The following is a 20,653-nucleotide window of genomic DNA, read 5'->3' as shown; positions in this document are numbered from 1 at the left end:
TTCACACCTTTCCCTGCCGCACGAGAGAAGAACGATGACGATGAAAGCACGGACTACGCGCCCATTGCCCGGAGAGACGGTACCAGCGTCGACCGCGACCGACCGCGGTCGAACACGTTCCACGCCGGTCCGTGTCGCGGTGGTGGGAGCCACGGGCTTCATCGGATCGGCCACCGTGACGGCACTGGCGTCGGCCGGGATCCCCTGCACCGCGGTCGCACGCGCACCTTCACGCTCGGACCTTCCGGGCGTGCTGTCCGCCCGGGCGGACCTGACCGACCCGGCGAGCCTCGAAACGGCACTCACCGGCGTCGATGTCGTGATCCATGCCGCCTCCTACACCGGCACCGACCCGGCGCACTGCGCCGCCGTCAACGTCGAGGGCACCGAAAATCTGCTTGCCGCCGCGGCCCGGAACGGCATCGGCCGGGTGATCTACGTCAGCACCATCGGCGTGTACGGGTCCGGTCCGCACAGCGGAATCGGTGAGTTCGACGCCACGCCCGCACCCGTCTCGACGCTGAGCGCGAGCAGGCTGGCCGCCGAACACCGTGTCCTCGAGCGGGGTGGTTGCGTCGTCCGTCCCACCTTCGTCCACGGCCCCGGCGACCGCTGGTTCGTTCCCGGCCTCATCCGGATCCTCGAGGCATTGGAGGCCTGGGTCGACGAGGGTCGATCCCGGATCTCGATCATCGCAGTGCACGACCTCGCCCGGCTCCTCGCCGCCCTCGCAACGCAGCCTCCTGCACGCCCCGGCGACGTGTTCCACGCCTGCCACCCCGACCCGGTGACCGTCCGCGAACTCGGGGAGGCACTCGCGAACGCGGGCCGTCTCCGGCTGCCGGCCACGAGTCTCACCTTCGACGAAGCGACGACCGCCGGCGCCCGGCACGGCCTCACCGACCGACACCTCGATCTGATCGGCCGCGACCACTGGTACGACCCCGCCCGCCTCTGGACCGCCACGGGTTCGACCGTCGGCCACGGCCCCCTGGACCACCTCCCGGTGTGACGGGGTCCGTTCGCTTACAGGCGGAAGTCCGTCGATGCCCGCTCGACGAGTTCCGGAGCCAGCCGCTCGGACGTCACCTCGGCGCCGCCCAGCAGTTCGACGAGTTTCTGGACGCTGCGCCGGCCCATTGCGTGCATCGGTGACCGGATCGTCGTCAGGGCGACGGTGATCTCGGCGGACAGCGGAATGTCGTTGTAGCCGATCACCGCGACGTCCCGGCCCACTTCGCGTCCCGCGTCGCGCAGGGCGCCGTACGCACCGATCGCCGCGAAGTCGTTGGTTGCGAAGATCGCCGTCAGGCCGGGCTCGCGGGCGAGCAGTTCCACTGCGCCGAGACGTCCGCCTGCCGCGTCGAATCCGGTGTAGACGATGTTCGCCTCGGGCACGGGACATCCTGCCGACGCGAAGGTTTCGGCGAATCCGCCGGATCGGTCGACGGTGGTGCTGGCGAACGGTAGACCGGCGATGACGCCCACCCGCTCGTGGCCGCGGTCGAGGAGGTGTCGGGCGGCGAGGGCGCCACCTGTTCGATCGTCGCAGGTCACCGACGGGTACTCGCCCGAGCGTCGGGAGACGAGCACGAACGGTGTTCCCCGTTCGGCGACGCTGTCGAGGAAGCGGTGGTCCATGTGCGCGTCACCGAAGATGAGTCCGTCCACTCGCCGGGCGAGGAGCATGTCGGTGCGTGCGGACTGATTGTCCGGATCGTCGAGGGAGTTCGTGACGAACGTGGACAGGCCGGCCTCCTCGGCCGCTTCCTCGATCCCCTCGTACACGGTGGCGAGCACGTAGTCGGACAGCCTGGGGACGAGGACGCCGATGAGGTTGCTGCGGTTGGTGCGCAAACTCGCGGCGTGCGGGTTCGGCCGGTAGCCGAGACTGTCCGCTAGCGCGCGGATGCGTTCGGTGGTGGCGGCCGACGCGGCGCGTACTCCGGGTTCGGTGGTTCCGTTCAGCACACGCGACACCGTCGAGACATGGACGCCCAGCTCGTCGGCGATCAGGCGCAGCGTGGCGCGCGGCTTCTTCGGATTCCCCACGATGTCGATCCTTCCACGTCGTGTAAACGCTGTGAAACGTATCCCGGGCCCTCTTGACACGTGGCCGCCGTCACGATTCTAATGAACCCAAACGTTTGAGCCAAACGTTTGCGCAACCCGAAGGGAAGTCATGAGCAAGGTTGTCGTGCTGGGCACGGGCGGGACCATCGCGTCCCGGAACGACCCGGCCGGAAAGGCCGTGGCCTCCGATCACGTGTCGGCGTTACTGGACGCCGCGGGCACGTCCGCTCCGGCGGACGTCGAGATCGAGGGCCGCGACATACTCACCACGGGTAGCTACCTGCTGACACCGGCCGATCAACTCGTCATCGTGCGCGAAATCGTGGCCGCACTCCGCGACCCGTCCGTGTCCGGCGTGGTGGTCACGCACGGAACGGACACGATGGAGGAGACCGCGTACCTGCACGATCTCCTCCACGGCGATCCGCGTCCGGTCGTGTTCACCGGTGCGCAGATCACGGCGGGCGAGCCGGACTCCGACGGGCCGCGCAACCTGCGGGACGCGATCACCGTTGCCGCCGACCACCGCGCCCACGACCTCGGCACGACGATCGCGTTCGCCGGCCGGCTGTTCACGGCCGCGGGGACGCGCAAGAGACACACCACCGCACTGGACGCGTTCGACAACGGCGCGACCGGACCCCTCGGCCGGATCGTCGACGGAGTCCTGACGCTCTTCGCCAGACCGGTTCGTCCCCAGCCTCTTCCGATACCGGACGCGCTCCCCCGGGTCGACATCGTGGCCGTGCACCCAGGCGCCGACCGGGCCCTGCTCGACGCCGCCGTCGACGCGGGTTCCCGGGGAATCGTGCTGGAGGCGACGGGGATCGGCAACGCGAACAAGACGTTCGTGGACGGAGCCCGCGACTGCGTCGCGGCCGGAATCCCGGTGGTCGTGGCCACGCGCGTCGCTGACGGAGACATCGTTCCCCGCTACGGAAACGGTGGCGGCGCCGACCTCGCCGAGGTCGGCGCGCTCACTGCCGGTCTCCTGCGGCCGGCGCAGGCCCGGGTTCTGCTCGCCGCGGCAGTCGCCGTGTCCTCCCCCTCGGACGTCGCCGACCTCGTCCGCACCCATACCCACCCCACCGTGGTGCCGCACGCCACGGCGAACCAGACCGACAAGTAGGAGAGGTACGCATGTCCAAGAAGATCTACGTCAACTTCGGAGTCGACGTCGACGCCGTCGCAGGATGGCTCGGCTCGTACGGCGGAGAAGACTCCCCCGGCGACATCTCCCGCGGCATGTTCGCCGGTGAGGTGGGCGTGCCTCGCCTGGTGAAGATGTTCGACAAGTACGACATCACCACCTCCTGGTTCGTGCCCGGCCACTCCATCGAAACGTTCCCCCGCGAAATCGAGCAGGTCGTCGCGGCCGGGCACGAGATCGGCATCCACGGATACAGCCACGAGAACCCGATCGCGATGACGCGCCAGCAGGAAACCGACATCCTCGATCGCAGTATCGAACTGATCGAATCGTTCACCGGCAGCAAGCCCACCGGATACACGGCGCCGTGGTGGGAATTCTCCAAGGTCACCAACGAACTGCTCATCGAGCGTGGCGTCAAGTACGACCACTCCCTCATGCACAACGACTTCACGCCGTACTACGTGCGCGTCGGCGATTCCTGGTCGAAGATCGACTACAGCCAGCCGGCCGAGACGTGGATGAAGCCGCTCGTGCGCGGCCAGGAGACCGATCTGGTGGAGATCCCAGCCAACTGGCTGCTCGACGATCTCCCGCCGCAGATGTTCATCAAGTCCAGCCCCAACAGCCACGGCTTCGTCAGCCCGCGGCACCTCGAGGAGATGTGGCGGGACCAGTTCGACTGGGTCTACCGCGAGATGGACTACGCGATCTTCCCCGTAACGATTCACCCCGACGTGTCGGGCCGGCCGCAGTCGCTGCTGATGCTCGAACGCCTCATCGAGTACATCAACCAACACGACGGCGTCGAGTGGGTGACGTTCGACCACATGGTGAACGACTTCAAGGAACGCTTCCCGCGTCAGAGCTGATCCACCGAAAGGCGGTGGGGTGCAGGCCCGCACTCCCACCGCCGCCCCCAGCATCCGACATCATCAGTCCCGGAAGGACACCCATGAGCCAGACAGCCGAGGGAATCCCAGTATCGCAAACCGGCGGTCCCACCAAGCAACTCCCCCGCTTCAGCATCCGCGAAACCCGTAAGTCCACGATCATCGCCTTCCTCGCCTGGACGGTCGCGGTGTACGACTTCATCCTGTTCGGAACCCTGCTCCCCCGGGTCAAGGAGGACTTCGGCTGGAGTTCCTCGCATGCGCTGCTCATCTCCACGTTCGTGAGCATCGGGACGGCGATCGTCGTGCTCGGCGTCGGCCCGCTCGTCGACCGGCTCGGGCGACGCAAGGGCATGATGATCACCGTCGGCGGCACGGCACTGTCCTCCGCCGCGACAGCCGCCTCGGGCGGTGCGTTCAGCCTCGTCGCCGCGAAGTCCATCGGCGGCATGGGACTGTCCGAACAGGCCGTGAACGCCACGTATCTCAACGAGATCTACGCGGTCTCCGAGAGTGACGCCGTGCGCAAGCACCGCGGGTTCATCTATTCGTTCGTCCAGACCGGATGGCCCCTCGGCGCACTCCTTGCCGCCGGATTCGTCGCCCTGATGGGTTCGATCGTGGGACCCGACGACTGGCGCATCGTCTTTCTCGTCGCCACCCTCCCCGCCCTGATCATCGCGTTCGTCTGCGCACGGCTGAAGGAGTCGCCGCAGTTCGATCTCCAGGATCGGATTCGCCGGCTGCGCAAGGCCGGGAAGCCCGACGAGGCCCGGGTCCTGGCCGAGGAGTACGGTATCGAGCACTCCGAATCGAGCTCGCTCGCCCGGATCTTCCACGGCGCCAACCGTCGCAACACGATCGTCCTGTCGCTCGCGTGGATGGTCAACTGGTTCGGCATCCAGACGTTCAGTGTGCTGGGCACGACGGTCCTCGAGGACGGCAAGGGCTTCTCGGGCAACTTCACGCTGCTGCTCGTCGTGTTCGCCAACGTCGTCGGCATCTTCGGGTACCTCTTCCACGGCTGGGCGGGAGACCGATTCGGACGCCGCAACGCGATCGTGGGCGGCTGGATGGTCGGCGGAATCCTGTTCGCACTCATGCTGCTCGGGCCGTCGTCCGCGGCATTCGTCCTGCCCACCTACATGTTCGGCCTGTTCTTCCTCCTCGGTCCGTACTCGGCGATGAACTTCTTCATGGCCGAGTGCTACACCACCGATTGCCGCGCCACCGGTGCCACGTTCATCGGCGCCATGAGCCAACCGGGCGCGATCATCGGCGGCTTCCTCCTCACCGCCATGGTGTCGGCCAACGTGGGATTCGGTACCGCGGCGTTCTGGGTCGGCGCTCTCGGCACCTTCGCGTCCGGCCTCGTGATGCTGTTCGCCAAGAAGGTCGCGATCACCGCCGGATAGCGGTGTACCACGCACTACGACAGGAACTTTCATGCACAATCCGTACGACAATCTGAAGGACCGGGTCGCCGTCGTCACCGGCGCGGCCAGCGGCATCGGCCGCGAGACCGCGGTCGCGTTGGCCGAGGTGGGTGTCCGGGTGGTCATCGGCACCTTCCCCGGCGACCCCCACGACCCGAAAGAGACGCTGCGTCGCGTCGAGAGCGTCGGCGGCGACGGCGTGATCCACGACGTCGACGTGCGGTCCACCAGCGAGGTCGAGGCGTTCACCGACCGGGCACTGACGGAATGGGGGCGGCTCGACTTCGCCGTCGCGAACGCCGGTGTCCTACGCAAGAACGCGATCGCCGAACTCGACGACGCCGCCTGGTCCGACATGCTGCAGGTCGATCTCACCGGTGTGATGCGGACCCTGCGCGCCGCCGCCACCCGCATCGACGGGCCGGGCTCGCTGATCTCCATCTCCTCGATCGCGGGCGGCGTCTACGGGTGGGGCGAGCACGCGCACTACTCGGCCGCCAAGGCCGGCGTGCTCGGACTCAGCCGCGCCCTCGCCGTCGAACTCGCGCCGCGCGGGATCCGCTCCAACGCCATCGTTCCGGGACTGATCGAGACTCCGCAGTCGTCCGATCCGGTCAATTCACTCGGCCCCGACGGTCTGGTGGCGGCCGGGGCGAAGATTCCGTGGGGACGTGTCGGGACGGCCGCCGAGATCGCAACCGTCATCCGGTTCCTCGTCAGCGACGACTCACGCTATCTCACCGGGCAGTCCATCGTCGTCGACGGCGGCCTCACCACCAAGATGCAGGACTAGGAGAACGATCATGGGAGTTCTGGACGGTAGACGGGCGCTGGTCGCGGGCGGAGCCAGCGGTATCGGCCGCGCGATCGCCGAGGCGTATCTCGCCGAGGGCGCAGACGTGGTGATCGCCGACGTCGACGAAGCGGCGGCGCAGCTGACGGCGAAAGAACTCGGGGCCGCGGCCGCCGTCCGAGTCGACGTCGCGAACGAGGAGTCGGTGCGCGCGGCCTACGCAGGCGCCGTCGAAGCACTCGGACGCGTGGACGTGCTCGTCAACTCCGCGGGGATCCTCGAGGAATCCGAGCTCGCCGACATGTCACTCGACATGTGGCGCCGCACGATCGACATCGACCTGACCGGGATGTTCCTGATGTGCCGGGCTGCTGTTCCGGCGATGGTGGCCGCGGGTGAGGGACGCATCGTCAACATCGCGTCGCAACTCGGGATCAAGGGCGGGGTGGGACTCGCGCACTACGCGGCCGCGAAAGCCGGGGCGATCGCGCTCACCAAATCGCTGGCACTCGAAGTGTCGCGGCACAACGTCCTGGTCAACGCCATCGCGCCGGGTCCGATCGAGACCCCGCTCGTCGACGGCATCACCGAGGACTGGAAGGTCGCCAAGCGGGCGGAACTGCCCCTGGGCCGATTCGGACTACCCCGGGAGGTGGCACCCACCGCCGTGCTCCTCGCGTCCGACCCCGGCGGGAACCTGTACGTGGGCCAGACCCTCGGCCCGAATAGCGGGGACGTGATGCCCTGATGTGTGGCGGATGCCCGGGAGCGAAGGCGGGCGACTGGCTGAGCCCGGTCATCCGCACACACACTCAGCGGGAGGCGGTGGCCAGGCTCGTCGGGTCGGCCGCGGCGCGGGTCCGCTCCACCCCTAGCGGCTGGACCGTGGCCTCGCCCACCGGGCGGACGATCGTCGCGGCGACGATGACCGAACTGTGGTCGGGCCTGCTGGCGTGCGGGCAACCCGAGCCCGCGTGGGAAGGCGTGCGTCTGCCCGAGTCGTTCGACGAGCCGGAGCCGCTCCCCGACCGGCGGACACCCCTGTCGGTAACCGCCGACACGCGTGCCCTGGCCCGGCAGCAGGTCGAGCAACATCTCGCCGCGCCCCACTGCTTCCACGTGCGAGTCGCCGAGGTGCACGACGGCACGGGAACATCCACCGCGGTCCTCGAATTCGACTCCGCCACCCGCGGCGCGATCGTGCTGTCCGGCATGCTGGCCCACGGCCACGGAGACGGACGCGGCCTGGATGCCCGCATCGCGCTGGCCGACTCGGTGGTCACCCTCCAGACCTGGGACGGGCACGGGCTCGGATTCTCCGTCGAGCGGAACGTCCAGTCTTCGTCCGCCGTCCGCGAGCGGGGTGTATACCCGGAGAGAGGATGATGTCCCCCACCTGACGGAGTGTCGAGATGGCCCTTCTCGCCGAGATCGTCGTGGACACCGAAGGCGACAGCCGGGTAGTGGTCCTGTATCCCGTGATGTGGCTGTTCATCGCGGTCCTGGTCACGTTCGTCGTCACCCGGACCATCACCCGCCGTATCCGGGCGCGATCGGGAGCGGCGCCCACGGACGACGGCGCGGAGTCGGGGGGCGGTCTGATCAACGACATCACCGTCGGCGGTGTGCACCTGCATCACCAGGTTTTCGGGATCCTGTTCATGACGCTGGCCGGGCTGGCATTGATCGCCACCACCCCGGAGGGCACCGCGCTCAACGTCTTCGCCGCCCTCTTCGGCGTCGGCCTCGCGCTCACGTTCGACGAGTTCGCGCTGTGGGTGCACCTCGACGACGTGTACTGGAGCACGTCCGGCCGGAAGTCGGTGGACGCGATCTTCTGCGCGCTCATGATCACCGGTCTGATGATCGGGGGCGCCGAACTCGTGACCGGCCGGATCGGCACCCCGGAGTGGTGGTCGTCGATCGGCTATCTGGCCATCTCCCTCGCCATCTCGGTGATCTGCCTGCTCAAGGGCAAGTTCGTCACGGGGATCGTGGGGATCGTGTTCCAGCCGGTGGCGATCATCGGCGCCATCCGCCTGGCCAAGCCCGACTCGTGGTGGGCGATGCGCCGCTACCCGAACAAACCGCGCCGGATGGCGCGCGCCCAGTCGCGATTCGGCGAGCGCTACCACGCCCGCTGGAACCGGGCGCGCGACTTCGTCGCCGGACCACCGGATGTCCGTGAGGCGGGTATACGGTGATCTGCGCCGTCAGTCTTCGTCGGCCGTCCGCGACCGCCCCATCATCTCCAGCCCGGCCATCGCCTTCTCGGCGCCCGCCTCGTCCACCTTCTCCATGGCGAACCCCATGTGGATGACGATCCAGTCGCCCGGTTCCAGGCTGACGTCCTCGGGCAGCATGCCGACGTTCACCTTGCGCTGTTCGCCGACGACGTCGACGAGCGCGAGCTGGTTGCCGTAGCCCTCCAGCATGCGCACCACCTGACCGGGAATACCGAGACACATGATTCAGCCCTCCGTCGTGTCCGGTTGCAGCGTTGCCGCGGACTCGGACTCCAGCAGTTGATCCACGATCTCGAACACCGTGTCGACGGCCGGGTCGACGGCGGCCTGGACCCGCGGTGAGAGCCCGATTCCCTCGGCGGTGTTCTCCACCTGGCAGCCGAGGACCACGGTTCGCGGCAGGGTTCCGCCGAGCGCGCGCAGACTCGCGAACACCGCCCCCGGATCCATGCTGTGCGCGTCCAGCGGCGCCGCCGCGGCGGTATCCGAACCCACCTCGAATGCCCTCAACGCCCCGGGCTCACCGCGGCCGGGCACCGCGTCCACCAGCAGGAGAGCGCCCCACCCGTCCAGCAGCTCGTAGGCCAGATGCGTTCCGCGAATGCCGAAATCGACAGCGCGGACTCCCGGCGGCAGCGACCTCCTCGCGACCGCGCGCAGCACCTCGGGACCGAAACCGTCGTCGCCGAAGAAGATGTTGCCCACACCGGCAACCAGAACCCGCCTGCCCACCGTCACGTGCGACTCACATTTTCCGGATACGCAGATATCGTCTGATGTCGGGAATCGCGATGACGGCGACCGCAACGCCCGCGACCACGACCAACGCCAGAGCCGCGGTGGTCATCTCTCCGAGAATCTTCATGGCTGTCCATCCTTTCCGGTGTCTGCCGAGACCGGCTCCACCTCGTCCGGGGCGAAGTACAGATACCGCCCGTACCACTCGTGCAACTCCGACGCAGGGTCGTCCACCAGCACGACGCCGACGTGGGTGCCACCGTCGACGTCGGCGTGCACGGTCACCACGCGAGCCAACTGTCCCGCGAAGAACAGGTCCTGGGCGTCGGCGCGCCGCGACGGGTGGATCCGCACGACGGTGCCCTTCGCCACCCGGACGCCGTTCACGACCACGCCGTCGACGTCGGGACGTACGGCGGTGTCGGCGTCCGGATCCCACCACGGCATGTCGTCGGTCAGTTCCGGGACGAGACCCATGTCGGGGAGGTTCGGGTCCGGGAGGTTCGGATCCGGGAGGTTCGGATCCGGGAGGTGCGGGTCCGGGACGTGCGGATCTCGGAGGATGCCGTGCATCTGGGCGAGCGTCGCCGGCGACATCTGGTCGCACCGATCGATGATCTGGGCGGCGAGCGGGTCGGTGGCGCGGGCCTGCCGCTTCTCCTCCTCGGTGAGGGTCATGACCCGGAGTGTGAGGATCTCGTCGATCTCGGTGGCGTCGAACAGTGCCCCGTCGCTCTGCTCGGCCACCTCGGGGTGGTCGTACAGGATGATCGGCGACACCAGGACGAGGTCCGTCTCCCCCGGCAAGCCGGCCAGCACGGGGTAGCACCGTTCGTGCGCGCAGGTGCCCGCGAGTTGCTCCGCCTCCGCGGGGGGTTCGAGGAGTGAGACGAACTCGGTGTTCTCGGCCGCCAGGATCAGGTGGGCGCCGATCAGCGACTGCCGGATCGCCGAATCCTTGCCCCAGACTCCCGCGTCCCGCGGTTCGGTGTCCCAGCCGGCGACGTCCGGCGCGGTGGTCACGTTCTCGACCGACACCCGCACCCGGGTCAACCCGTCGACGCTGTCGCTGCCCACCGTCACGACCGCGTGTGCGGGCCACCGGGTGCGCACCACGCGGCCGGCGAGGGATCCGTCCTCGCCCCGCAGTTCCTCCACCTCCGTGCCGCCGTCGATGTGGACGCCGAGGCGGCGTTCGCCCGGCCACTCCGCGGGGTGCAGGATGCCGAGATCGAATTCGCGCTCCACCGCCTCGTCCCAGCTGAGCCAGCTCACACCCGCGACGGTCAGTTCGTCGACGGGAACGAATTCCGCCGAGTCAGCGACCGCGCGTTCGATGCTGCGCACCTGGAGTTGCAGGAATCGGAGCGTGACGTTCACCCCCGCTCCGGTGCCGGCCCGCATCAGGGTCTGACAGGACATCCGCGGTTCCTCGCCGACCCCCGACTCCGCCGCACCCGACGGTCCGAGGACGCCGAACTGCCACCGCGACTGGTTCTTCGACGAACTCGCACGATACGGATACAGCAGATAACCCTCGTACAGGACCGCGTCGGCCACGGCACGTACTCGCTGCAGGGACGCCGGGGAGATCATGCGATCACCTCCCCGGCTCCCTGCAGCAGGTCCGAAATGGCGACGTCCAGTCCGATCAGACCGTGCGCCGCCTTGTAGCGCGCCAGCGCGGCGAGGGTGTCGTGGTCGAGGCGCACCCACCCCGTGTTCGGGTAGTGCGCCTGAACCAGTTCGCGCCACACCGCCACCGGCAGGTCGTAGGTCGACTCGCGATCCCACGGGATCCGTTCCACCCCGAAACCGGCGACCCCGCGGGTGAAGACCGTTCCGCTGAACAGGAACACCAGCGGCACCGTCGACCCGGCCTCGTCCAGGGCGTGCAGATACTTCGAGGCCGTGACCTCGAAGTCGTACGTGCACGGCAGCGGCAACTCCACCACACTCGACCCGGTGAACCCCTGGGCCACGGTGCTGGTCTGCATCCACTGGAAGGGTTTGAGCGTGGCCGTCCACCGCTCGCGGGGCCCGAACAGATCGAGGAGGCCCTCCGCCTCGCCGTCCGTGTAGCGGCGGCGTTGCGGGTCGATGCGGACCTGGCACCGGACGGCCATCGCGTGCACGGCGGCACCGCTCGACTCCGTCACCTCCACTCGCGCAGTAAGATTCGGCGCAACCGCGAACGGTTCCGGAAACACGTCCTCCACGTGGAACGACAACTCGGTCACGTCGGCTCCTTCGCGACGCGACTGCGCGCACGCACCGTCTCGAAGAACGTGTCGATGACCCGGCGAGCATCCTGGCCACCGTCGAACCCCCGCCACACCTGCCGCAACTCGCCCACCAGCTGATAGCAGGCGTCGATGGGGACGAGGTAGCACTCGGGGTCGCCGCCGCCGTGCTCGGGGACCCGCAGCAGCAACGCTTCCGTGTCGGCGGACAGCCGGCCGAGCGCCGGGTTGGCCGCGAGAACGCCGTCCCAGGCGTCGAGTGGCAGCTCCGATTCGGTGGCACCTGCCGGACCGGGATAGAACGCGACGGTCTTGGCCAGCAGCGAGTTCCGGAACACGAAGGCGAGCCCGACGGGGATCTCCAGTTCGTCCCAGCGACCCGGTGCGAGTTCGAAGTCGGGAAACGACAGGTAGCGTTCCGGGACGGCCCGGAAACGCAGTTCAGCGCTCTCGTCGGTGAACAGCAGGTAGCACCCGCGGCACACGCACATCAGTTGCCGGTCCTGGACGTTCACGACGTGCTGATGGGCGTCGGCGATCGGCACGGCGCACATGTCGCACCGTTCGCCGACCACCGGTTTGGGTCGCTCGGACGCGATGCGCTGCAGGATGCGCAGCCCGTTCCCCGACGGGCTCATCACGCCACCTCCGCGGCGGGCACCGCGACGGAGACGACGCCGTCACGCACGAGGACCGGAAGCGGCGACAGCGTTTCGGCGTCCGCGTCACTGTCCAGACGGAGTCCTGCCCGGCGCGGGTCGAAGTGCGCCCGGCACGACGGACAGCGCAGCACCGCGTCCCCCACCTGCCCGCCCGCCTTTCGTTGCAGGGTGGCCCCGGCCAGCGAGTTGGTGCAGGCGGCGCAGCGGTCGCGGTAGGCGAACAACTGCTCCCCGATCCGGCACACCAGAATCGGGAGCCCTGCGACGGCGAACCCGGCCACCTCCCCGGGCGCGAGGTCCTCGAGTTCGGGCACCGAGATCCACGTCCCGGTGCCACTCGACCCGTCCGTTCCGTTCGGATGAACATGGGAGAACAGCGATTCCGCGGCAATCAGCCCGGAGCCGGCCGCGGGGGTGGCACCCACCACCTCGATGTCCACGGTCTCCGGTGCCGCCGCCAGCACGGCGTCCTTGACGGCGAGTTCCAACGTCACCGCCGAGGACGGGCAGCTCTGACAACTGCCGGTCAGCCGAAGCCGCACCACACCGTTCACCACACCGAGCAGTTCGACGTCACCGCCGTGGGATCCCAGATAGGGGCGCACACTGTCGAGTGCGGTGGCGACCCTCGTCTCGACGTCGTGCGGATGGAGCCCGTTCACCAGCAGCAGGCTCGCGACGAGTTCGTCGGCGGCCAGCCGTTCGACGAGGTCGTCGTCGCGGTCACCGATGATCTCGAGGACGCGCTGCAACCCGGCGCCGTAGAGTTCGACCACCTCGCGGACCAGTTGCTCGGCGCGATCACGTGCCACCGAGCCACCTGTCGAACTCGCGTCCAACAGGCTGTCGATCCTCTCGCCGGCTGTCCGCCACCGATCGGGGTCGTCTCCTACTTCGTCACTCCCCCACGTCTCCGATCCGCCACTCTCCATGCGTACCCCGTCACTCGCCGGTCACGGACTGGGTGGGAGAATGCAGCTTCTCCAGCGTCTTTCCCTCACCGAGATACATGTGCACACCGCAGGGCAGGCAGGGATCGAAACTGCGGACGGTCCGCATGATGTCGATGCCCTTGAAATGCTCCCGGTCGTTCTCCTCGAAGATCGGCTGACCCTGCACCGCATCCTCGTACGGCCCCGGCGTACCGAAGCTGTCGCGGGGGTTGGCGTTCCACGGCGTCGGCGGATACGGGTGGTAGTTCGCGATCTTGCCGTCGCGAATCACCATGTGGTGCGACAGGACTCCGCGCACCGCCTCCGTGAAGCCGCAGCCGATTCCCTCGTCGGGGACCTCGAACTTCTCCCACGTCTTCGTGTGCCCGGCCCGGATCTCGGCGAGCGCCTTCTCCGCGAAGTGCAGCGCACACGCCGCCGCGTACGCCTGGAAGTAGGTCCGCGCCCGGTCACGCTCGATCGTGTTGCTGCCGTACTGCGGGATCTTCCACTCGAACTCGACCGGGCCCTTCAGCGCGGTCTTCGGCAGGTTGATCTTCACGCTGTGACCGGTCGACTGCACGTACCCGATGTCGACGAGGCCGGCGAGGGCGGTACTCCAGAGCCGGGCCAGCGGCCCGCCGCCGGTGTCCAGCGCGAGGTGATCGGTGCCGTCGAACCACCGCGGCGACATCACCCAGCTGTACTTGTCCTCCATGTCGCGTTTCTGCGGGTGCGGGTTGGTGTGCTGGTTCCACGGATGCCTGCGGTCGACCGGATTCCCGAGCGGATCGTTCTTCACGAACATCTCCTGGTCGGTCCAGTCGTCGTAATACGAACTGCCCAGCAGGATTCGGATGCCCAGATTGATGTCGACGAGGGACGTCGTGATCAGTTTGCCGTCCACCACGATGCCGGGCGTCACGAACATGGCCCGTCCCCACTTCTCCATGTCCTTGTAGGAGAAGTTGCACACCGCGGGATCCTGGAAGGACCCCCAGCAGCCGAGGAGAGTCCGGCGCAGGCCGACCTTCTCGTAGCCGGGCATGGCCTCGTAGAAGAAGTCGAACAGGTCGTCGTGCATGGGGACGACCTTCTTCATGAACTCCACGTAGCGCATCAGACGCGTCGTGTAGTCGGTCATCAACTGGATCGTCGCGACCGTGCCCACACCACCCGGATACAGGGTGGACGGATGGACGTGCCGACCTTCCATCAGGCAGAACATCTCTCGCGTCCACCGGCTGACCTGCAACGCCTCCCGATAGAACTCACCGGTGAACGGGTTGAGCGAACGCATGATGTCGGCGATGGTCTTGTAGCCGTGCTCACCGGCGTGCGGCGCCTCGGTCTTCTCGGCCTGCGCGAGCACCCCGGGATTGGTCTCGGAGACCATCTTCTCGCAGAAGTCCACACCGACGAGGTTCTCCTGAAAGATGTTGTGGTCGAACATGTATTCCGCGGCCTCGCCGAGGTTGACGATCCACTCGCCGATGTGCGGCGGCTGCACGCCGTAGGCCATGTTCTGGGTATAACACGAACACGTCGCGTGGTTGTCACCACAGATACCGCAGATGCGGCTCGTGATGAAGTGGGCGTCGCGCGGGTCCTTACCCTTCATGAAGATCGAATAGCCGCGGAAGATCGACGAGGTGCTGTGGCACTCCACGACTTCCTTCTGCTTGAAGTCGATCTTCGTGTAGATGCCCAGGCTGCCCACGATGCGCGTGATCGGATCCCACGCCATCTCGACCAGGCCGTCGGATTCCGACTTGTGCGAAGGTTCCGGAATGATCGTTGTCATCGACGTACCTCTCAGTGTTCGAGGCCGGCGGACTACCGCCCGAGACCCCGAGCGGGACTACCAGGTGCGTGTGGCGCCCGTGGTCAGTTTCGTACCGCGACTGCGCCAGTGCGGCTCTTTGTCCAAGGTGGTCTTGGTGATCTTGCGGAGACTCCGAATGGCGGATCCGTACAGTCCGGACGCCGCGGCGGAGATCTTGCCGCCCGGGGGTTCGTCCATGAACGGCATGAACTTGTCCGGGAAGCCAGGCATCGTGCACCCGATGCAGATACCGCCCACATTCGGGCACCCACCGACACCGTTGATCCAGCCCCGCTTCGGGACGTTGCACTTGACGACGGGGCCCCAGCACCCCAGCTTCACGATGCACTTGGGCGAGCCGTACTCGGTGGCGAAATCACCCTGCTCGTAGTAGCCGGCGCGGTCGCAGCCCTCGTGCACCGTGGCACCGAACAGCCATTGCGGGCGCAAAGCGTCGTCGAGCGGGATCATGGGCGCCTGCTCGGTGGCCATGTAGAGGAGATACGTCAGCGTCTCCGACAGATTGTCCGGTTGGATCGGGCAGCCGGGAACGCAGACGATCGGGATGCCCGCCTTCGACTTCCAATCCCAGCCGAGATAGTCGGGAACGCCCATCGCACCGGTCGGATTACCCGCCATCGCGTGAATACCGCCGTACGTGGCGCACGTCCCGGCCGCGACGATCGCCGTCGCCTTCGGAGCGAGACGATCGAGCCATTCGCTCGTCGTCACCGGCTGACCGGTCTCGGGATTGTTGCCGAAACCGCACCAGTAACCCTCGTCGTGAAGTTGCTCGTTCGGTATGGAACCCTCCACCACCAGGACGAAAGGTTCGAGCTCGCCGCGATCCGCCTTCCAGAACCACTCCAGGAAGTCGTCGGCGCCGCCCTCGGGGCCGTTCTCGAAGTCGATCAGCGGCCAGTGAACGGCCACTTTGGGCAGGCCCGGCAGGGCTCCCAGAGCAATCTCCTCGACACTGGGCTGCGTCGCAGCCGTCAAGGCCACCGAATCGCCGTCGCAACTGAGTCCCGCATTGATCCACAGCACGTGAATCAGGGTGTCCTCGGCGTTGATTGCTTCCTGTGTCGGCATATCAGGTCGCTTTCCGGAGTGAACACAACTCCTGTCGCCACCGGAGTCGACCGTCGGCCCACCTGTGTGGCGCTGATATTTATTTAGCTCCGCCGCCGAGCGGATGTCAACGGTCCTCGGCGCGTCGCACCGCGCGGCTCCACCCGGTCGTGTAGGAGCGTCATTGCTTCGCAATCCAGTCGTACCACTGCGCAATGCCCTGGCCCGTCGTCGCCGACAACGTGATCATCTGCAGGTCGGGGTTCACGGACCGGGCGTATTTCGTGCAGAGATCGACGTCGAAGTCCACGTACGGCAACAGGTCCGCCTTGTTCACGATCACCAGGTTCGCCGCCGCGAACATGTGCGGGTACTTGAGCGGCTTGTCCGTCCCCTCGGTCACCGAGATCACCACCACCCTGCTCTTCTCACCGAGATCGAACAGTGCCGGACAGACGAGGTTCCCCACGTTCTCGATGAACAGCAGCGAGTTCGGCTCGGGGTCGAGAGCGGTCAGCGCGTCCCGCATCATCTCGGCGTCGAGATGGCACCCGGCGCCCGTGTTCACCTGCACCACAGCACATCCCGTCGCCTTGATTCGGTTGGCATCGAGCATCGTCTCCTGATCACCCTCCACCACCGAGACGCGCCGCTGCCCACCGATGTCGGCGATGGTGCGTTCGAGCAGCGTCGTCTTCCCCGACCCCGGCGAACTCATCACGTTCAGCGCGAGCACCCCACGTCCGGCCAGCCAGCCCCGGTTGCGCTCCGCCGTGAGGTCGTTCTTCGCCAGCACCTTCTGTTCGAGGGTCACCGTCTCGGTCGCGTGCTCGTGGGGGTGTTCGTGAGTGTGCGGGTGCTCGTGGTCGTGCGAATGATCGTGGTCGTGCGGGTGCTCGTGGTCGTGCGGGTGCTCATGGGGCACCGTGATCCTGGTTCCGGTCTCGTCTCCGCATCCACAGGTGGCACACATTTGCGTCAGCTCACTTCCATCGAGAGGATTCGTAGTTCCCGACCCGACGTGACCTCCACGTCCGCACTTCCGCACGGGCACAGCAACACCAGGTCCGTGAGCGCGAAATCCTCGCCGCACTCACGGCAGTGCGCCCCGCCCGGGGTGTGGTCGATGTCGAGACGGGCACCGTGCGCGACGGTCCCTTCGGTGACCAGTTCGAAACAGAACTGCATCGAATCGGCGACCACGGCCGTCAACGCCCCCACCTGTACGCGCACACTGTGGACCGTCCGTCCCGCGGCGGTCTCGCAGACGGCGTCGACGACGCTCTGGGTGATTGCCAACTCGTGCATCACGGCCCCGTTCAGGACTCGTCACCTGTGGATTCGAGCGTAGCGCTTCCCGCCCGTGAGTACTTATTAACCGCGGGCGGTTAATAAGTACTCACGGCAGACGTAGTCTGAGGATCCGCCATCCACTACAGGGAGGGCGCATGGACGCCTGGACCATCCGAGACTTCGAACCGGAGGATCTCGAGGCTGTCGTGCGCATGGACAGCAGTTCCACCACCACGGACCAACTGCCCCTGTTCGCGCTCTCGGACGTGGTCGGGAGTCTGTTGAACCGTCACCCCGCGGTCGTCGCGACGAGGGACGGGCACATCATCGGGACGGCGGTCGCTCGCGTCGACGAGGACCGCGCCTGGGTCATGCGGATCTCCCTCGATCCCGAATGGCGTGGGCAGGGGCTCGGCAGCGCCCTGTTGTCGCAGCTCGAGCACCGGCTCCTCGCCAGAGGAGTGCGACGGGTGACCGCCCTCCTCCCCGAAGGGGAGACCGGTGCGACGGCGCTGACCAATTCCGGATTCACGGCCCGCACGGGAGTCACGTACTACGAGAAGCTCGGAACGGTGTCGCCCCGCACGGCCGGGCTTCTGGCGACGCTCGGCGGTGCGGTACCGCCCGCCGGACTGTGGAAACAGGTCGCCGGCATGACCCGGGAGAAATCGCTGATCGAACGCAAGATCGTGCTCCCACTGTCACGGCCGGCGCTGGCCGCCGACCACGGGGTGGCAGCACCCCGCGCGGTGGTGCTGTTCGGGCCGCCGGGAACCGGGAAGACGACGTTCGCGCGTGCCATCGCCAGCCGGCTCGGCTGGCCGTTCGTCGAACTGTTCCCGTCGCGGCTCGCGGCCGCCGAGAGCGGTCTCGCCGCCGGCCTCGGGGAGGCGTTCACGTCGATGGGCGAACTCGAGCACGTCGTCGTCTTCATCGACGAGGTGGAGGAGGTGGCGGCGCGGCGCCGGCCCGGGTCGCAGTCCGTCGGGGTGGTGAACGAACTGCTGAAGTCGATCGTCAACTTCCGCGAACGCGGCGGGCGGCTACTGGTATGCGCCACCAATTCCGTTCGAGCACTGGATGATGCGTTCCTTCGACACGGACGTTTCGACTACGTGCTGCCGATCGGCGCGCCGGACGCGGAGGCCAGACACGCCCTGTGGGAGCGGTACCTCGGCAACGAGCAGGTCGACGTGTCCGCCCTCGTCGCCGCGACCGAGGGCTACACGCCCGCCGATGTCGCGCACGCGGCACGGACCGTGGCGCAGGCGACCTTCGAGTGCAGCGTCGACTCGGGTGGACGCTGCCATGCCGGCACCCAGGACTATCTGGACGTGATCGGCACGGTGCGTCCCACCCTCACCGCCGAGATGATGCGGGCGTTCACGGAGGACATCGCCGGTCATGCCCGCACCTGACCTGTGAGTACTTGTTAACCGCCCGCGGTTAACAAGTACTCACAGGCGTTCGATGATGGTGGCGTTGGCTGTGCCGCCGCCCTCGCAGATGGTCTGCAGACCGTAGCGGCCGCCGGTGCGCTCGAGTTCGTTGAGGAGTGTGGCCATCAGCTTCGTGCCGGTCGCGCCGAGCGGGTGGCCGAGGGCGATCGCGCCGCCGTTGACATTGACCTTCGCCGGATCGGCCCCGATCTCCTTGATCCACGCGAGGACGACCGGTGCGAAGGCCTCGTTGATCTCGACCAGGTCGATGTCGTCGATGCTCAGACCCGTCTTCTCCAGCGCGTAGCGCGTGGCCGGGATCGGCGCGCTGAGCATGAAGATCGGGTCGGCGCCGCGGGCGCTGAGGTGGTGGATGCGGGCCCGGGGGGTCAGGCCGTACCTCTCGACTGCTTCCGGTGAGGCCAGCAGCACCGCGCTCGCGCCGTCGGAGATCTGGCTCGCGACCGCGGCGGTGAGTCGTCCCCCGTCGGTGAGGGTCTTCAGGGCGGCCATCTTCTCGAGGCTGGTCTCGCGGGGCCCCTCGTCCGTCGTCACGTCACCGAACGGGACGATCTCGCGGTCGAAGCGACCCTCGGCGATGGCCGTCCGCGCCCGCTCGTGGCTCTGCAGCGCCCAGCGCTCGAGTTCGTCGCGGCTGATGTCCCACTTGTCCGCGATCAGTTCGGCGCCGTTGAACTGCGACACTTCCTGGTCGCCGTAGCGTTCCGTCCAGCCCGTCGATCCGCCGAAGGGGGTGTCGAATCCGTACTGCTGACCGACCACCATCGCCGAGGCGATCGGGATCTGGCTCATGTTCTGCACCCCGCCGGCGACGATCAGGTCGGCGGTGCCGCTCAGGATCGCCTGCGCACCGAAGTGCACGGCCTGCTGACTGGACCCGCACTGCCGGTCGACGGTGACCCCTGGGACTTCTTCCGGGTAGCCGGCGGCCAGCCACGCGGTGCGGGCGATGTTGCCGGCCTGCCCGCCGATCGCGTCGACGCAACCGAAGACGACGTCGTCGACACCGGCCGGGTCGATGCCCGTGCGCTCGACGAGGGCCTTGATGACGTGCGCACCCAGGTCGGCCGGGTGCACGCCGGACAGGCCGCCGTTCTTCTTGCCGATCGGTGTGCGAACGGCGTCGACGATGTAGGCCTCGGTCATGTGAAACTCCTAGTCAGTTACGGGGACTCGCAAGTCCGTCGAGGACGATCGAGAGGTATTGCTTGGCGACGGTGTCGACCGTGACCGAGCCGCCGGGCCGGTACCAGCGGACGGCGACCCAGGCGGTGTCGCGGAGGAATCGGAAGGCGAGCTCGACGTCGATGTCGGACCGGAAGCTGCCGTCCTTCACACCCGCCTCGAGCACACCCATCCACAGCTCGCGGAATTCGGTGTTCAGTTCGGACAGGTACGCGAAGCGCTCGTTGGCGACGAGGTGCTTCACCTCGTCCTGGTAGATCGCGACCGCGGAATGCGACGCGTCGATCGCCTCGTAGGACGTGGTGACCAGCGCTTCGAGGGTGGCGCGACTGTCGAGTCCGGACGCGACGATCTCGCGGTACTTGCCGAACAGGTCGTCGAGGAAGCCCCGTAGGATCTCGTCGACCATCGACTCCTTCGAGTCGAAGTGGTGGTACAGGCTGCCCGACAGGATGCCCGCGGCGTCGGCGATGTCGCGCACGGTGGTGGCCCGCAGGCCGCGTTCGGCGAACAGGGTGGCCGCGATGTCGAGGAGTTCGGTCCGGCGTCCGGACTTGCCGGAAGTGTCGTCGGCGGGGGGTGGCGTCATCGTCACATCCTATCAACCAAGCGCTTGTTAGGGCCTTCGGCCCTGTGCGCGGTTAAGGAGTCCA

At 67.5% G+C, this 20,653-nt stretch carries 23 protein-coding genes; 9 read left to right on the top strand and 14 right to left on the bottom strand.

Features of this window, described 5'->3' with window-relative positions; all coding sequences use genetic code 11:
• The first annotated feature begins 34 nt into the window (after window positions 1-34).
• Window positions 35-1,012, top strand: coding sequence for an NAD-dependent epimerase/dehydratase family protein (locus tag QM806_RS21615; protein ID WP_054246002.1), 978 nt, complete (start codon window positions 35-37; stop codon window positions 1,010-1,012).
• A gap of 14 nt (window positions 1,013-1,026) precedes the next feature.
• Here QM806_RS21615 and QM806_RS21610 read toward each other — a convergent pair whose 3' ends face one another.
• Entirely contained in the window at window positions 1,027-2,052 is a 1,026-nt protein-coding gene (locus QM806_RS21610) for a LacI family DNA-binding transcriptional regulator (protein WP_005565459.1), read from the bottom strand.
• Between the two features lie 130 nt (window positions 2,053-2,182).
• On the opposite strand from QM806_RS21610, the gene QM806_RS21605 reads away from it, so the two are divergent.
• The 7 genes from QM806_RS21605 (at window position 2,183) to QM806_RS21575 (ending at window position 8,549) form a co-directional block, all read left to right on the top strand.
• Complete coding sequence (locus QM806_RS21605; RefSeq protein ID WP_054246001.1) at window positions 2,183-3,202, top strand: asparaginase; 1,020 nt, start codon at window positions 2,183-2,185, stop codon at window positions 3,200-3,202.
• A gap of 11 nt (window positions 3,203-3,213) precedes the next feature.
• A complete protein-coding gene (locus QM806_RS21600; RefSeq protein WP_005244664.1) occupies window positions 3,214-4,095 on the top strand; it encodes a polysaccharide deacetylase family protein in 882 nt (293 codons plus the stop codon).
• Between the two features lie 83 nt (window positions 4,096-4,178).
• Window positions 4,179-5,531 (top strand): MFS transporter, encoded by a 1,353-nt coding sequence (locus QM806_RS21595; protein ID WP_005569799.1) that lies wholly within the window; start codon window positions 4,179-4,181, stop codon window positions 5,529-5,531.
• A gap of 31 nt (window positions 5,532-5,562) precedes the next feature.
• Window positions 5,563-6,345 (top strand): SDR family NAD(P)-dependent oxidoreductase, encoded by a 783-nt coding sequence (locus QM806_RS21590; protein ID WP_005569800.1) that lies wholly within the window; start codon window positions 5,563-5,565, stop codon window positions 6,343-6,345.
• 10 nt (window positions 6,346-6,355) lie between these two features.
• Window positions 6,356-7,093, top strand: a complete 738-nt coding sequence (locus QM806_RS21585) for an SDR family NAD(P)-dependent oxidoreductase (RefSeq protein WP_005569801.1) — start codon at window positions 6,356-6,358, stop codon at window positions 7,091-7,093.
• The gene (locus tag QM806_RS21580) at window positions 7,093-7,731 is read left to right on the top strand and encodes a hypothetical protein (protein ID WP_005569803.1); all 639 of its coding nucleotides are present in this window, start codon (window positions 7,093-7,095) and stop codon (window positions 7,729-7,731) included. The genes QM806_RS21585 and QM806_RS21580 overlap by 1 nt, the downstream gene beginning before the upstream one ends.
• Window positions 7,732-7,757: 26 nt before the next feature.
• A complete protein-coding gene (locus tag QM806_RS21575; protein ID WP_054246000.1) occupies window positions 7,758-8,549 on the top strand; it encodes a hypothetical protein in 792 nt (263 codons plus the stop codon).
• Between the two features lie 9 nt (window positions 8,550-8,558).
• On the opposite strand, the gene QM806_RS21570 is transcribed toward QM806_RS21575, so the two are convergent.
• The 11 genes from QM806_RS21570 to hypA form a co-directional block, all read right to left on the bottom strand.
• Window positions 8,559-8,813 carry a HypC/HybG/HupF family hydrogenase formation chaperone gene (locus tag QM806_RS21570; RefSeq protein WP_005569807.1) on the bottom strand — a complete coding sequence of 85 codons (255 nt, stop codon included), beginning with the start codon at window positions 8,811-8,813 and terminating at the stop codon, window positions 8,559-8,561.
• A 3-nt stretch (window positions 8,814-8,816) separates the two neighbouring features.
• On the bottom strand, window positions 8,817-9,329 hold the full coding sequence (locus QM806_RS21565) for a hydrogenase maturation protease (protein ID WP_005569809.1): 513 nt from the start codon (window positions 9,327-9,329) through the stop codon (window positions 8,817-8,819).
• Between the two features lie 7 nt (window positions 9,330-9,336).
• Window positions 9,337-9,456 (bottom strand): DUF6893 family small protein, encoded by a 120-nt coding sequence (locus tag QM806_RS41730; RefSeq protein WP_009477683.1) that lies wholly within the window; start codon window positions 9,454-9,456, stop codon window positions 9,337-9,339.
• The gene (locus tag QM806_RS21560) at window positions 9,453-10,925 is read right to left on the bottom strand and encodes a hypothetical protein (protein ID WP_133986060.1); all 1,473 of its coding nucleotides are present in this window, start codon (window positions 10,923-10,925) and stop codon (window positions 9,453-9,455) included. Before QM806_RS21560 ends, QM806_RS41730 begins: the two co-directional genes overlap by 4 nt.
• Window positions 10,922-11,569 (bottom strand): DUF6084 family protein, encoded by a 648-nt coding sequence (locus tag QM806_RS21555; RefSeq protein WP_005258626.1) that lies wholly within the window; start codon window positions 11,567-11,569, stop codon window positions 10,922-10,924. Before QM806_RS21555 ends, QM806_RS21560 begins: the two co-directional genes overlap by 4 nt.
• Window positions 11,566-12,210 carry a DUF5947 family protein gene (locus tag QM806_RS21550; RefSeq protein ID WP_005258619.1) on the bottom strand — a complete coding sequence of 215 codons (645 nt, stop codon included), beginning with the start codon at window positions 12,208-12,210 and terminating at the stop codon, window positions 11,566-11,568. Before QM806_RS21550 ends, QM806_RS21555 begins: the two co-directional genes overlap by 4 nt.
• Entirely contained in the window at window positions 12,210-13,166 is a 957-nt protein-coding gene (locus QM806_RS21545) for a NifU-related iron-sulfur-binding protein (protein WP_166680664.1), read from the bottom strand. Before QM806_RS21545 ends, QM806_RS21550 begins: the two co-directional genes overlap by 1 nt.
• A gap of 10 nt (window positions 13,167-13,176) precedes the next feature.
• Window positions 13,177-14,970, bottom strand: a complete 1,794-nt coding sequence (locus QM806_RS21540; protein ID WP_005258616.1) for a nickel-dependent hydrogenase large subunit — start codon at window positions 14,968-14,970, stop codon at window positions 13,177-13,179.
• 57 nt (window positions 14,971-15,027) lie between these two features.
• On the bottom strand, window positions 15,028-16,083 hold the full coding sequence (locus tag QM806_RS21535; protein ID WP_005258614.1) for an NADH-quinone oxidoreductase subunit B family protein: 1,056 nt from the start codon (window positions 16,081-16,083) through the stop codon (window positions 15,028-15,030).
• A 160-nt stretch (window positions 16,084-16,243) separates the two neighbouring features.
• A complete protein-coding gene (hypB, locus tag QM806_RS21530; protein ID WP_164709511.1) occupies window positions 16,244-17,035 on the bottom strand; it encodes a hydrogenase nickel incorporation protein HypB in 792 nt (263 codons plus the stop codon).
• Between the two features lie 5 nt (window positions 17,036-17,040).
• Window positions 17,041-17,370, bottom strand: a complete 330-nt coding sequence (gene hypA, locus QM806_RS21525) for a hydrogenase maturation nickel metallochaperone HypA (protein WP_005244680.1) — start codon at window positions 17,368-17,370, stop codon at window positions 17,041-17,043.
• Window positions 17,371-17,510: 140 nt separating this feature from the next.
• Between hypA and QM806_RS21520 the strand changes: the two genes are divergently transcribed.
• Window positions 17,511-18,773, top strand: a complete 1,263-nt coding sequence (locus QM806_RS21520; protein WP_120659763.1) for an ATP-binding protein — start codon at window positions 17,511-17,513, stop codon at window positions 18,771-18,773.
• A gap of 39 nt (window positions 18,774-18,812) precedes the next feature.
• Here the strand turns inward: QM806_RS21520 and QM806_RS21515 are convergent, their stop codons facing one another.
• Both QM806_RS21515 and QM806_RS21510 read right to left on the bottom strand, forming a co-directional pair.
• Window positions 18,813-19,961 carry an acetyl-CoA C-acetyltransferase gene (locus QM806_RS21515; RefSeq protein WP_120659764.1) on the bottom strand — a complete coding sequence of 383 codons (1,149 nt, stop codon included), beginning with the start codon at window positions 19,959-19,961 and terminating at the stop codon, window positions 18,813-18,815.
• 13 nt (window positions 19,962-19,974) lie between these two features.
• A complete protein-coding gene (locus QM806_RS21510; RefSeq protein WP_005569817.1) occupies window positions 19,975-20,589 on the bottom strand; it encodes a TetR/AcrR family transcriptional regulator in 615 nt (204 codons plus the stop codon).
• Window positions 20,590-20,653 lie beyond the last annotated feature (64 nt).

Origin of the sequence: Rhodococcus sp. IEGM 1351 (assembly GCF_030056875.1) — a bacterium.
Taxonomy (GTDB): Bacteria; Actinomycetota; Actinomycetes; order Mycobacteriales; family Mycobacteriaceae; genus Rhodococcus_F; species Rhodococcus_F opacus.
The sequence above is the reverse complement of the archived record's forward strand: the minus strand, read 5'-3'. Positions and strand labels throughout refer to the sequence as shown.

Coding starts and splice junctions, on each gene's coding strand:
- QM806_RS21515 (WP_120659764.1), bottom strand. CDS start 19,961: ATGACCGAGGCCTACATCGTCGACGCCGTTCGCACACCGATCGGCAAG.
- QM806_RS21535 (WP_005258614.1), bottom strand. CDS start 16,083: ATGCCGACACAGGAAGCAATCAACGCCGAGGACACCCTGATTCACGTG.
- QM806_RS21510 (WP_005569817.1), bottom strand. CDS start 20,589: ATGACGCCACCCCCCGCCGACGACACTTCCGGCAAGTCCGGACGCCGG.
- QM806_RS21590 (WP_005569800.1), top strand. CDS start 5,563: ATGCACAATCCGTACGACAATCTGAAGGACCGGGTCGCCGTCGTCACC.
- QM806_RS21585 (WP_005569801.1), top strand. CDS start 6,356: ATGGGAGTTCTGGACGGTAGACGGGCGCTGGTCGCGGGCGGAGCCAGC.
- hypB (WP_164709511.1), bottom strand. CDS start 17,035: ATGTGTGCCACCTGTGGATGCGGAGACGAGACCGGAACCAGGATCACG.
- QM806_RS21520 (WP_120659763.1), top strand. CDS start 17,511: ATGGACGCCTGGACCATCCGAGACTTCGAACCGGAGGATCTCGAGGCT.
- QM806_RS21560 (WP_133986060.1), bottom strand. CDS start 10,925: ATGATCTCCCCGGCGTCCCTGCAGCGAGTACGTGCCGTGGCCGACGCG.
- QM806_RS21570 (WP_005569807.1), bottom strand. CDS start 8,813: ATGTGTCTCGGTATTCCCGGTCAGGTGGTGCGCATGCTGGAGGGCTAC.
- QM806_RS21540 (WP_005258616.1), bottom strand. CDS start 14,970: ATGACAACGATCATTCCGGAACCTTCGCACAAGTCGGAATCCGACGGC.
- QM806_RS21580 (WP_005569803.1), top strand. CDS start 7,093: ATGTGTGGCGGATGCCCGGGAGCGAAGGCGGGCGACTGGCTGAGCCCG.
- QM806_RS21575 (WP_054246000.1), top strand. CDS start 7,758: ATGGCCCTTCTCGCCGAGATCGTCGTGGACACCGAAGGCGACAGCCGG.
- QM806_RS41730 (WP_009477683.1), bottom strand. CDS start 9,456: ATGAAGATTCTCGGAGAGATGACCACCGCGGCTCTGGCGTTGGTCGTG.
- QM806_RS21605 (WP_054246001.1), top strand. CDS start 2,183: ATGAGCAAGGTTGTCGTGCTGGGCACGGGCGGGACCATCGCGTCCCGG.
- QM806_RS21545 (WP_166680664.1), bottom strand. CDS start 13,166: ATGGAGAGTGGCGGATCGGAGACGTGGGGGAGTGACGAAGTAGGAGAC.
- QM806_RS21600 (WP_005244664.1), top strand. CDS start 3,214: ATGTCCAAGAAGATCTACGTCAACTTCGGAGTCGACGTCGACGCCGTC.
- hypA (WP_005244680.1), bottom strand. CDS start 17,370: ATGCACGAGTTGGCAATCACCCAGAGCGTCGTCGACGCCGTCTGCGAG.
- QM806_RS21550 (WP_005258619.1), bottom strand. CDS start 12,210: ATGAGCCCGTCGGGGAACGGGCTGCGCATCCTGCAGCGCATCGCGTCC.
- QM806_RS21595 (WP_005569799.1), top strand. CDS start 4,179: ATGAGCCAGACAGCCGAGGGAATCCCAGTATCGCAAACCGGCGGTCCC.
- QM806_RS21615 (WP_054246002.1), top strand. CDS start 35: ATGACGATGAAAGCACGGACTACGCGCCCATTGCCCGGAGAGACGGTA.